This is a genomic window from Psychrobacter sp. H25 (assembly GCF_059076335.1).
In genome coordinates, this window is record NZ_JCACRV010000001.1 from 2,133,387 (window position 1) to 2,146,173 (window position 12,787).

The window sequence follows — 12,787 nt, forward strand, 5'->3', positions numbered from 1 at the left end:
TGCCTGTCGCTTAGCTAAAACGACACTGCTGAACATTGATTAAAAGCATGTTAAAGCCATGAGAAAGCATGTCACCTTATGACTACTATTCCATAACAAGTCATTATATAAATACATATAATAAATGTTAGGATACTAGTGAGTATTATATTTGACTCAACTAAAAATAGTCCTATAAGGAGAACAATATGGCTAACATGACGGATTTTGTCGGTACGTTATTTGATAATAGCGAGACAAACCCAAGTAAGATCACCCTAGCCTTTACTATGGCTGGCGTGGCACTCAAAAAAGGCCACTCTGCTACCGTCATACTCATGGTAGATGCGGTACATCTGGCAAAACCGAACGCGCTAGACGGTGTCGATATTGGCGATCCGTTTGAGCCCGCTGGCGAGTTGCTAGAAGCCTTTATCGAAAAAGGTGGACAAGTATTGGTCTGCGGCGCTTGTATGAAACATGGCGGTGTAGAAGAATCAGACATCGATAAACGCTTTGAAGTCATTAGCGGTGATGATGTGGTTGAGCTACTGATGAATGCAAAAGGGTCATTGCAGTTGAGCTAAAAGTAAAAAAACAGTTAATAAAGCTACAGAAGTGGGTCAGTTTCTTAATCATCGTTTTGATGGTTTGGGGACTGACCTTTTTTTGTTTCGCTGAACACTTTAAGAACTTAAATACATGAACTTTAGTATGCTAATATCTCATTAATATATTATAAGTAATGAGTAAATATAAAAATGAATAGTAAATCAGCTAATGTTTTTTTCAGTTTTCTTTTACCTACTATGCTTTTGACAGGGTGTTCTGAAACAACTATCAGCCAAGCAAAAATAAAAGAGGCTATTCCTGAGGGAAAGGATGAACCCTTTTATTTCACGCTTAACAACTCGCAAGCAGACAGTTTCAATCTAGCTGATAATGTTAGACAGATAGGTCAAGACATAAATGGGGTTAATATTTTTTGTGAGGATGACTTTACTACTCTACCTAATTGGACAATGCACACAGGTAAACCCAGTCTATTTGCCAATGTTAATTTCAACATAGCAGTGATGTCTTTTAATGAAAAAGACTCGTTGCAGAGAGTTTTATTCGTCAAGAATGTAAAGACTGAAGAAAAACAGAATGAAACTTATAACAGATTAAAGAGCTACTTAGATAACAATTACACTGTTAGCAAACTGCCTCCTTTTTTCTCTACAAATATGACAAATGAGGTAATAAGAAATTCTGATAATGAGAGTTTTTATACAGGTTATGTTTATCAAGATGCAGAAAACTATAGAGTAAGCGACGGTTATATCACTCTCAAAAAACGCTTGGTAGGACTTGTTGAAGCTCCTGACTCTATTCGTCCCAGTAATAATGGTATTTACGAAGAGTACGCTAACATTGGGAGTGACATACCTAAGTGGAAGGACAATCCAGATGGTTTAGAAATTACTGTCGATTATTTCTCAAACTTCTATTCAGATATGTATGATAAAAAATGTAGCTGATTCACTTAGCGACATTTTCATAGTCAACTATCTTAACTATAAAACTGTAGTCCAAACCCACCCCTCCTATTTCCTAACTAAATAAACACTATCTCATATACTCTGTACTCAGCTCTGTTAAAGTAAGTCATGCAAACACCTTAATAAAAGGCTACCCGTCATGACCTTACTTGATACTCTAAGCTTAACCCACCCTATCGTTCAAGCACCAATGGCAGGCGTAACCACACCTGAACTGGCAGCCACAGTGAGTAACTTTGGTGGATTGGGCTCATTAGGATCTGGTATGACTGCACCAGATGTTTTGGATAGTCAAATCAATACGATTAAGACCCTGACCGACCGTCCTTTTATGATTAATCTGATGGTATTATCTGAGCACGAGTCGAGCAACTTTGATACCGCTATGCCACTTTGGCTGAATCAGTACTATCAAGAGAATGGCATAGTCGCCGAGTTACCTGAACGCCCCGCTCAGAATTTCGCAGATCAGCTACAAGTACTCTATGACAATCCTGTGCCTGTCGTCAGTTTTACCTTTGGTATTATCAGTGCTGAGCAAGTTCAGCGTCTGCAAAGTCTCGGCACATGCGTCATCGGTACGGCAAATCATCCATTAGAAGCCAAAGCCTGGAGCGAGATTGGTGCTGATGCGGTCTGTGTACAAGGGGCGGAAGCTGGCGGTCATCGCGGTGGCTGGTTGCCACAAAGCGAAACCGATCCTTTGGGATTGCTGACACTGATTAGCCAAACGCGCACATGCACAGAGATTCCATTGATTGCAGCAGGTGGCGTCATGACAGCACAAGATATCAAGGCAGTACAAGCCGCTGGTGCTGAGCTTGCGCAACTGGGAACAGCGTTTTTGACCACAGATCAGTGCGGTATTAATGACACGTATAAACAAGCCTTACTCGATGCCAGTCACAGCAGACGTAGCTCAGAGACACGCTTAACTCGTTTGTTTTCAGGTAAGCTTGCTCGTGGTTTATTAAACGATTATCTACGTGATTTTGCTCAGTTTGAGAACACGGATGTACTACCGCCCTACCCGCAACTCAATGCTATGACTAAGTCTATGCGCGCGCATGCTGCTCATAATCTTGATGCAGAACATCTATCATTATGGGCAGGACAAGGGGTAGCTTTAGTCAAACAAGAAAGCACGCTTGATCTGCTTGATCGGTTGGTAAAACAGCTATAGAGTTACTTACTTTTGAGCCGGTCGCGAAACCCTTTATAATCCTCAGCCGTCTCTGTTACCGCCTCAACCATCGGCACATGACCGACCTTAGGCATCATAATAACTTGCGCCTGCGGGATGATTTCCTTGATCAATTTTGTGGTTTCAGGTTTGATGACTCGGTCTTCTTCGCCCCAAACGACTAACGTTGGGATATTATAGTTTGCGACGACTGCGGCGCGTGCCTCGACATTGTCTACTACGATCTGCTCGAGAATGTTGGCATGTAGCGCTTTGTTTTCAATACGCTCTTGGGCAAAGACTGCTTGCACCGTTTTTGGCAGATAAGGCGGTTTGTACATGACAAACTCATACAGCTTGTAGAAATCTTCTGTCTTATTGATCAATAGTGGGTTGTTCTCAAGCGTGGCATTTTCCAGTGATTTTGGAACACCTGCTGACCAGAATCCTGCACTATCGATGAGCCACAGACTTTTGATATCGTTTGGATACTTTGCTGCATATGCCACGCTGATAGCACCGCCCATTGAGTTACCACCTAGATGAAGGTTGGCAGCGGTGCCCTTCGCTTGCATCAACTCATGCAAGCGCTGCGCCTGTGCATCTGCGCGATAGTCTGCGCTATCGGGCTTGCTTGAGTCACCAAATCCTAGTAGGTCTGGGATAATAAGATGATAGTCTCCAAGCTCGCTTGCAACACGCGTAAAGCTGTCTTTGTTACTACCAAAGCCATGAATCAACAATAAAGGCTCAGCAGTGGTATTGTTGTTTTCGGCATACGTCAGCTGCTCACCTGATGCCAGTGTAAACACCTTGGTAGTCAGGTCAGATTTATTGCGCTCGTGCTGGATGATTTTTTGAGTTGTGGCAACGGTGAAACTATTAGGCGTTGTACAACTGGCAACAGACAAAGCCAAGAAAAGAGGGAAACATATACGCATCAGTGACATCAAAACATCCTTATTAGTTATCGGTAAATGAGTTGCACAACACCTATTTATGCCACCCTTTTGTGCTCTAGCCTTTTTTACTGCCATTATTTATTTAGCAAAAACTCTACCGCAGCCGCCGCATGGATAGCAGTAGTGTCAAATACAGAAATCGGGCTATCGGCTTCTTTGATAAGTAGACCAATCTCAGTACAGCCTAATATCACACCCTCTGCTCCTTGCGCAGCCAAGTCTTTAATCATTTGGCGATAATATTCTCGTGAGCTGTCTTTAAACTCACCAACGCACAGCTCTTTTTTGATAACACGGTGTACCTCTACTCTCGCATCCTGCTCTGGTATCAGCACTTGCAAGCCTGCATCGATCAGACGCTGCTTATAAAAATCCTGAGTCATCGTAAACTGCGTGCCGAGTAGCGCTATTGTGGTTAGGTTCTGCTGTTTGATAGCATCTATAGTCGCATCAGCGATATGGATCAACGGCAGCGCTGTGACTGCTGCTACGTTATCGAACAACTTATGCATCGTGTTGGAGGCGATCATGATTCCTTGCACGCCAGCTGCTTGCAAACGCTGAGCACTACTAGCCATTAGTGCACCCAGCTCATCCCATTGGCCTTGCTCTTGTAGCTCATTGATCACCGCAAAATCCACACTATGGATCATCAAGTCTGCTGAATGTAGTCCGCCAAGCTGATGTTTGATGCCTTCATTAATCAGACGATAATAGCTCTCTGTACTCTCCCAGCTCATACCGCCAATGATGCCCAATGTTCGTTGTTCAAAGTCTCGCTGTTGTTGATCTGCCATGCCACTCTCCTAGGTATTTTATCGTCTGGCTCATAGCCAATTATCGTAGCAACGCTGGCTATATATAGTGTGCGCGTTTACACCAATGCTATTTTGCTCAACACAAAACTCTTGTGATCAATATACAACGATTACTACCATTAATAATAACGATTTTACCTACTCATTTTTGAGGCGTATCATGTGCGCTCGTAGCCAGCTATCCTGTCGGTTACGTTTGTTAATTACCGTATAAGTATATGTATGCCATACGCCAGCATCATAGGCTGAGCGTCGCTATTTGCTATCATCCTGTAGGACACCGAACACTATGACAAACTTCCCCACTATTAGAATACGCATCCGCCGCAAGCTCTATCGCCTTATCTTTACAGGTCTGATGGCGATGATGATGTCGCTTATCATCTCGTCAGCACTATTATTGGTAAAAGTAGGCTACGTTGACGGCTTTTTTGCAGAATTGATGCACTCTTGGGGACTGGCCTTTGTTTTTGCGTGGCCGAGCGCGTATATCTGTGCCTATATGATACAAGAGCATGTTCTCAGTCGTATTGAGTTTTATTAGACCATAATGTAGCAGACAAAAATATTACCGATGTAAGCCAAACTTTCTACAATAAAATCCATTTAGCACGAATGTATCCACTGTCTAGACGACCAGTCTATTTTTAAGTATAGTATCCTTTTTCAAGTATAGTATCTTTGTGAATCGATGGCCTATATTTATCATTATCGTGGTATTGTTTTCACTCGAATAAAAAATATTGGTGAATAACCTTGATAACAACATGTTTTAGCTGGTTATTCAGACTCTTAATATACTTATAAATAAAATCATAAATAAGCAAAGGAAATCATCATGCGTAGTGCTATTCATAACAGTTTTGGTAAACCCTCCGACGTATTAAGCGTGGGCGACAGTCCTATGCCGCAGCCTGCTGCCAACGAAGTCCGCATCAAAACCATTCTCTCCCCTATTCACAACCATGACTTGCTAACCGTCAGCGGTCAATACGGCTATAAGCCTGAGATGCCAGCCATCGGTGGTAGTGAAGCGCTCGGTATCATCGATGCTGTCGGCGACGACGTCACAGATCTCAGTGTCGGTCAGCGAGTAGCTTGCGCTAGTGTGCACGAGACATGGGCCGAGTATTTTGTCGCCCCTGCCGATATGGTATTTGTCATTCCTGACAGTATCAAAGACGAGCTAGCAGCCCAGCTGATCGCTATGCCATTGTCTGCCTTGATGCTATTAGAGTTCTTAGAAGTTGATAGCGGTCAATGGATTATTCATAACGCTGCAAATGGCGCAGTCGGTAAGACACTAGCCATGCTCGCTGCTGCACGCGGTGTGAATACGATCAATTTGGTGCGTAGCAAAGACTCACTCGAAGAGCTGACTGCACTTGATATCAAAAACAACGTTGTCACCGCTGATGACGACTGGAAAGACCAAGTCCGCGCTATCATCGGTGATGACAAGATTACCGCAGCCGTTGATTCGGTCGGCGGTGAGTCAAGCAATGAGCTGCTATCGCTACTGGGTAGCAAAGGCACGCTGGTCTCATTTGGTATCATGTCAGGCAAGCCAATGGCATTAGACGCTGGTAGCTTGATCTTTAAACAAGCGGTGGTAAAAGGATTCTGGGGCAGCAAGACCAGTCAAGAAATGGATCTAGATAACAAACAACGTCTGATCGATGAGCTACTAGAGCGCGCTTCTAATGGCGACCTAAAGCTCCCTATCGAAGCTATCTACAGTCTAGATGACATCACAACTGCCGTCTCTGGAAAAGTACAATCAAGCAAAAAAGGTAAAGTCATCCTAAAGCCGTAAGCAATATACTACCCTTACAATGACTGTCCTCTAGAGAGGTAACATGACATATAAAAGAGCCCATTTGTATTACTCGTTCAGATAATACCGTGGGCTTTTTTGCTTTAGCCGTACTGTTTTAACTATATCGACGCTCTAATAGTAGCGCTACAGCATCATTAATAAACACAAACCATAAAAATTAATAAGGATATAACCATGTCAAACGATACAACATTCAAAGCACTCGTCGTCGAGGAAACCAGCGACGGTGAATTCAAAAAAAGCATCCAAGAACGTAGTGTCAGCGACCTACCAGAGAACGACCTACTCATCGAAGTACACTACTCATCATTGAACTTCAAAGATGCAATGTCGGCGTCAGGCAATAAGCGAATCACCAGAGAGTATCCGCATACGCCTGGTATCGATGCAGCGGGCGTGGTCGTCAGTGACAAGTCAGGCACGTTTAGCGCAGGGCAAGAAGTATTGGTATTTGGCTATGATCTCGGTATGAATACCGACGGCGGTCTGGGTCAGATGATCTCGATACCAGCAGATTGGGCGCTGGCGTGTCCAGAGACGCTGACGCTAAAAGAAGCGATGACCTATGGTACAGGCGGACTGACCGCAGCACTCAGTGTACAAAAACTAGAGAAAATGGGCGCAAAACCAAGTGATGGTCCAGTCGCTGTCACTGGCGCAACCGGCGGCGTGGGTACGATCAGTATCGCAATCCTAAAGCAGCTCGGCTACGAGGTGATTGCATTCTCAGGTAAGCCAGAGCAAAGCGACCATCTAAAAGCAGTGGGCGCAAGCGAAGTCCGTCATCGCGATACCATCAATGAAATCGGCAAAAAACCAGTCGGCCGTGAACTATGGGCAAACGCTATCGATACCCTCGGCGGTGAGTATCTATCTAACTTGCTCAAGCAAACCAAAGCGGGCGGCGCAGTAACCAATTGCGGCCTAGCAGGCGGTGCTGAGTTCTCCATGACGGTCATGCCGTTTATCACTCGTGCCGTGTCACTACTGGGTATCGACTCGGTTTATATTCCATTGGCGGATAAAGAAGCGATTTGGCAGCGTGTCGCCACTGATATGAAATTGCCTAATCTTGAAAGCTATGGCGAAGAAATTACGTTAGAGCAAACACCAGAATACTTAGATCGCTTTATGGCGGGCAAAACGGTTGGGCGTTATGTGGTGAATGTTTGGGGTTAGTTTTTTAAGAGTTAGTATTGATGAAAAAGCAGCACTTCTTTTGGGGTGTTGCTTTTTTTTGGTTCTAACACTTGAATCCTTTCTTAAAAAATTTTATTGAAAAGTATGTTTTTACTATTTAGATTCGCAAAGGAAATATTAAGTTTTAAAAAACTTTATACTAATAGATGATTTTAAAGAGCAAAATATTCAATATACTGGTAATTAATTCGGATAGAGTGATTTTTTATGGCTAACCATCTTGATACATTATTTGCAGACTTCAGACTGTATGACCTTTTTGGTGATGATAGCAACATCACTGTAAGCCAAATATGGATACTAGAAATTGAACGAGGAAATTTGAGAGAGTTACGTTTTCTATATGGTAGGTCGCTATCGGGCACATACTTATCAGACTGTTGGCATGGTACTGTGAGTAAAAACACACCACTCTATGATAATTGCTCAGTCAAAACGCATTCTCTGAGCATTTATACTTCCACTAAAAAACTAAAAGCTTTTCTTGAACAATTCATCAGTGGAGCCTCTCTTCAAAACGCCAGTCAATTTGCTGGACTAACTGTTAGCGAAAAACTGGCTAATATTGTTGGCGAAAGTATCTTCGGTGATAACCCTATCACTCGTCCTGTAATGCATTTGCCCACTCGCGATTATTATCAATTTCAAACAAAGCAATTAAGCCCAAACAGTCATTGCAGTGTTGATAGCGGTTCAGTTTCTTCAGATACCAAACCAAAAATATTCAGTGTCCCTGAAGGGTGCGACATGATGATTGCTAAAGCTGCGTGCCGAATATTAGATGCTGAGACTGGCATGGATTTTTCCGAAATTGATTCTTGGAGACTTAATGACTTTGAATTCATTTGTGCGCCAGGGCTTAATACTAATGAGCGTTGTAAATACGATATAACCTTGAAAGGAAAGCAGTCTTCTCTGAAGCTATTTGAACCATTAACTCGAGAACCTTCAGATTTGTTAGTCATTATTAAGGCATATAGTGACGGTAGTGTTCAGTCTTCTTATATTACCAAAATCAGTAAAGACTCTTCTTATCCAATTTGCCATTCATTTGAAATACAAGCGTTTCAAAACCAAGCTAGCACAGCTTATACAATGGAAATATATGCACTTGGCTCTAACGAAAATGATTCATTCCTCTTAATTCAAACTGGTAACTATTTTGTCCGAGAAGCGAATCTCAATCTACAATTAATGGATGGCGTGAGATCAAATGAGAGTTTTTCATGGCTAGACAAGAAAGTACCTAAAAAAGAGAAGTTTAGACTGGAGCAAGCAAAGCAGATTGAACGTGCTGCTCGCACTTCTCGGTCAACAGTAGGTGATCATACAGCTGATCCATGGGTTGCAACTAATCGATTGATCCAAAAAAGAGTCAAACAGCTGTGCCCAGATAATTCTGAGGGTAGGTTTTTTCCCACTCTTAATGACAGCGGTGTGAGCCGTCTTGAATTAGGAAACTGGCTTAAAGATATTTTCAAAAAGCACCACAACGCGAAAGTCGCTTGGGTCGATCCATATATGGAAGATGTGGGCATTGAACTTCTCAATAGACTAGGGACGGATAGCGCTAATTACCTGATCATTACGACAGAAAAAATTTCTAATAATGATAGTACAAACGATTCTAGTCAGCCCACCCGCGTTGACAATCTTTTAGCAAGATGTTCGGGCTGGAATAATGGCTATTTTGGGAGCGTTGATCTCAAGGTGCTTGCAGTTCCGGAAAGTAAACTCCATGACCGAATGATTCTCATTCGTTCCGCCAGTGGTCAGGCACTAGCAGGGTATCACCTTTCTAATTCAATTCAGAGAGCTAGTGAGAATCACCCGCTACTGGTAACACCAATACCACTAGATATACTTCCAAATGTATTCGAGTATATTGACAAAATTATTCAACATACGTTTTATGAGCCCGAATCTAGACCATTAGCAAAAATAATCTTCGATTCAAGTAATAGTCAAACACAAATGGAAGAAAAGCCTCATGAGTCTAACCATTCTTGTTCATTCTCAGAGCATCCATACGCTGGTAGCGTGATAGCTTGGTGGCTCAATAATGAACAGCTTTCAGACTTATCTGGAGACGCACTTGTAGAAGAGATGGATAAGAAAGGCTACGTTAAGGATGCACAGTTGGACCCAGACCTTTTTGACGCTCTTCCAGCCAAATTTTGGACTGAAGGGCTACCAATAGCAGATTTTTCCTCAGCATGGGACGCCCTTGGTTATGTGATAGCAAACTCCCCAGCTAGTCGCTATTCTGGTAGCCTCTATAACAAGGAGGATGCAATCTTATCAGAACCAGTGAAACTTGCACTTTTGGAGCATATCTCCTCCTCTAGAACAAATGCGCTGCAACCATTACCCATGAAAACACAGCTCGATATTGAACACTACCGTTCACAAGAACTCATAGAACTATTACTTTCAAAATGTGATCCGCTTAGTACATTCACTTACTCACCCGTAGATACCTCATGGAGTGACTACTACTCTATAAATATTCTATGGTCGGAAGATCCAAAGCAGTTAATATCTTGGTTAAACACTATACTTTCTGAACCTGTCACACGACTTCGAGACCGTGCACTTGTGATTGAAACCCTTAAGCATATTTGTTTATGCGTCAACTTCGATAAGAACCATGAACAAATTGATGCGCTTTTGCAGAGCAATGTGAGCCTTATAACTTGGATAGGACTTCATGTACTGGCAAATGCTATAAATAGAGGCAACTGGGGAGTTGAAACACTCTCTAAGATTAACCATATTGAAACCTCTGCTCGACGTACCATTCAGTGTTGGATGATAAACGAAGCTAATTACCTTAATTCGGATATAAAACCAGAACTCATTACTTACTTAATCGATTCATTGCACTCCCCTCTTATAGACCATGAACTCAAGGATATTCTTGATCCCGTTCGTGGTCGTCTTGGTAAGCTGCACCATTTTACACCTTGGATTCTTGAATCTATACTTATACCTATGATTGAGCAAAAAAAAGTCACTATTGAGCAAGTTGCCAATCAATGGTTGAAAGAAGTTACTGATCAATGGCTAGCAGCTCTCAAGGAAGATGATATCCATTTCTCACTAGAAACGGATGGAGCATTTACAGATGAGCTGGCTGTGCTAACCAAATACATAAACTCCGATACTCAGGAAAGCATTTTCCAAGAACTCAGGAGAGTTTTTAATATATTGGCTCGAACTATTAGGCGACCAATGAGCGATCAGATAAATTGGAAATCGTACAGTAATGCACACCAAGTCAACCTATGGCTCTATGGACTTACTAATAAAATTGCAGCAATGTTACCTGAACAATCGGTACCAATTGATGAACTTCTAGTGGAAAGTAAAGAAATCATGGAAAGAATCTCTCCATCGACTTGGGACAGCTTTTCAATAAATATGTTAAGTAATTATGGAACACCTGAACCTCAAACAATATGTTCACATCATCTCCACCAGATTATACAAACGGCGATTAATGTGAAGTAATTCAAAACGCAAAATGTATTTTGAGCTTCAAAGCAGTTAGTCATAAAAAAAGCCCATACAACTATGGGCTTTTTTTATGCGTTTATAACTGGAAATCATTCCCACTCGATCGTCGCTGGCGGCTTACTCGACACATCATACGTCACGCGTGATACGTCAGCGATTTCATTCATAATGCGGTTCGATACCGTCTCGATCAAATCATATGGCAGATGCGCAAAGCGAGCGGTCATAAAGTCTACCGTCTCAACCGCACGTAGCGCGATGACCCACGCATAGCGGCGGCCATCGCCGACCACGCCGACAGATTTGATTGGTTGGAATACCGCAAATGCTTGTGCCGTCTTGTCATACCAGCCTGAACGCTCAAGCTCTTGCATAAAGATAGCATCAGCCAAACGCAGGATATCAGCATATTCTTTTTTAACTTCACCAAGGATACGCACGCCCAAACCTGGACCTGGGAACGGATGACGATAGATCATTTTGGCAGGTAACCCTAGCGTAATACCGAGCTTACGTACTTCGTCTTTGAACAAATCACGTAATGGCTCAATCAGTTTAAATGCTAAATCATCTGGCAAACCGCCAACGTTATGGTGACTCTTAATCACGTGGGCTTTGCCTTGATGCGACTTAGCAGATTCGATGACGTCTGGGTAAATCGTACCCTGTGCCAAGAACTCAACGACTTTACCATCGCTCTGCTCACTCACTTGACGCGCGCTATCAGCGAATACGTCGATGAACGTTTTACCAATGATTTTGCGTTTTTTCTCTGGATCAGACTCGCCTGCTAGTGCATCTAAGAACAAATCTTCAGCATCGACGCGGATAACTTTTACACCCATGTTTTCAGCAAAGATTTGCATCACTTGGTCGCCTTCGTGTAGACGCAATAGACCGTTATCAACGAACACACAAGTCAGCTGATCTCCGATTGCTTTGTGTAATAGCGCGGCAACGACTGAACTATCAACACCGCCCGATAGACCTAGCAATACTTGTTTGTCACCGATTTGCTCTTTTAGCTGTGCGATACGCATATCAGCGATGTTGTCTGGCGTCCACTCACCTGCGCACTCGCAGATTTGATGGACGAAACGACCCAGCAACTCTTGACCTTGTAGCGTATGCGTGACTTCTGGATGGAACTGTAGACCGTAGTATTGTTTGTCGTCATTGGCCATAATTGCAATCGGACAGCTTGGCGTGCTAGCAACGATATCAAAGCCTTCAGGCGCTTCGATGACTTTATCACCATGACTCATCCAAACGCTTAGCTTGGTAGCCGCGCCGTCAGTCTTGCTGTCTTCGATACCGTCAGTGAGCTGCGAATGACCAGTGACATCAATGGTCGCGGCTCCAAACTCATGAATATCACTGGCATGAACCTGCCCGCCAAAACGATCGGCCATCGCTTGCATACCGTAGCAGATACCTAATACGGGCACGCCTAGCTCAAATACTGCATCGTTGATACGTGGGCTGTTTTCAGCATGAACGCTCTCAGGGCCACCCGACAAGATGACGCCTTTTGCACCAAAATCGATGATTCGCTGAGTATCGATATCATAAGGGAACATTTCACAAAACACCCCAGAATCGCGCACACGGCGAGCGATTAACTGACTGTATTGCGAGCCAAAATCGAGGATTAAGATGCGATCTTCTTTGATTGTAGGAGTGGCAGCGGCAGTGGTCATAAATCGATGTCCATCAATAGATAAATTGGTGCCCTATTTTAA

10 protein-coding genes are annotated in these 12,787 nt (G+C 43.1%); 7 read left to right on the forward strand and 3 right to left on the reverse strand.

All coding sequences use genetic code 11. From position 1 onward, the window contains the following. Positions 1 to 188: 188 nt before the first annotated feature. The 3 genes from AC5JPO_RS08665 (at position 189) to AC5JPO_RS08675 (ending at position 2,706) form a co-directional block, all read left to right on the forward strand. Positions 189 to 566 (forward strand): DsrE family protein, encoded by a 378-nt coding sequence (locus AC5JPO_RS08665; protein ID WP_493853858.1) that lies wholly within the window; start codon positions 189 to 191, stop codon positions 564 to 566. 174 nt (positions 567 to 740) lie between these two features. After that, positions 741 to 1,502, forward strand: a complete 762-nt coding sequence (locus AC5JPO_RS08670; RefSeq protein ID WP_493853859.1) for a hypothetical protein — start codon at positions 741 to 743, stop codon at positions 1,500 to 1,502. A gap of 160 nt (positions 1,503 to 1,662) precedes the next feature. Beyond that, entirely contained in the window at positions 1,663 to 2,706 is a 1,044-nt protein-coding gene (locus tag AC5JPO_RS08675; RefSeq protein WP_493853860.1) for an NAD(P)H-dependent flavin oxidoreductase, read from the forward strand. A 2-nt stretch (positions 2,707 to 2,708) separates the two neighbouring features. On the opposite strand, the gene AC5JPO_RS08680 is transcribed toward AC5JPO_RS08675, so the two are convergent. Both AC5JPO_RS08680 and AC5JPO_RS08685 read right to left on the reverse strand, forming a co-directional pair. Next, positions 2,709 to 3,656, reverse strand: a complete 948-nt coding sequence (locus AC5JPO_RS08680; protein ID WP_493853861.1) for an alpha/beta fold hydrolase — start codon at positions 3,654 to 3,656, stop codon at positions 2,709 to 2,711. Between the two features lie 86 nt (positions 3,657 to 3,742). Beyond that, complete coding sequence (locus AC5JPO_RS08685) at positions 3,743 to 4,465, reverse strand: aspartate/glutamate racemase family protein (RefSeq protein WP_493853862.1); 723 nt, start codon at positions 4,463 to 4,465, stop codon at positions 3,743 to 3,745. A gap of 310 nt (positions 4,466 to 4,775) precedes the next feature. Here AC5JPO_RS08685 and AC5JPO_RS08690 point away from each other — a divergent pair, with 310 nt between their 5' ends. From AC5JPO_RS08690 to AC5JPO_RS08705, 4 genes are all read left to right on the forward strand, one after another. Next, complete coding sequence (locus AC5JPO_RS08690; RefSeq protein ID WP_493853863.1) at positions 4,776 to 5,030, forward strand: DUF2798 domain-containing protein; 255 nt, start codon at positions 4,776 to 4,778, stop codon at positions 5,028 to 5,030. A gap of 294 nt (positions 5,031 to 5,324) precedes the next feature. Then, complete coding sequence (locus tag AC5JPO_RS08695) at positions 5,325 to 6,302, forward strand: zinc-binding dehydrogenase (protein ID WP_493853864.1); 978 nt, start codon at positions 5,325 to 5,327, stop codon at positions 6,300 to 6,302. A gap of 198 nt (positions 6,303 to 6,500) precedes the next feature. Beyond that, the gene (locus tag AC5JPO_RS08700; protein WP_493853865.1) at positions 6,501 to 7,505 is read left to right on the forward strand and encodes a YhdH/YhfP family quinone oxidoreductase; all 1,005 of its coding nucleotides are present in this window, start codon (positions 6,501 to 6,503) and stop codon (positions 7,503 to 7,505) included. Between the two features lie 228 nt (positions 7,506 to 7,733). Further along, on the forward strand, positions 7,734 to 11,039 hold the full coding sequence (locus AC5JPO_RS08705; protein ID WP_493853866.1) for a VPA1262 family protein: 3,306 nt from the start codon (positions 7,734 to 7,736) through the stop codon (positions 11,037 to 11,039). 95 nt (positions 11,040 to 11,134) lie between these two features. On the opposite strand, the gene guaA is transcribed toward AC5JPO_RS08705, so the two are convergent. Continuing rightward, the gene (gene guaA / locus AC5JPO_RS08710) at positions 11,135 to 12,745 is read right to left on the reverse strand and encodes a glutamine-hydrolyzing GMP synthase (protein WP_493853867.1); all 1,611 of its coding nucleotides are present in this window, start codon (positions 12,743 to 12,745) and stop codon (positions 11,135 to 11,137) included. Positions 12,746 to 12,787: the final 42 nt, after the last annotated feature.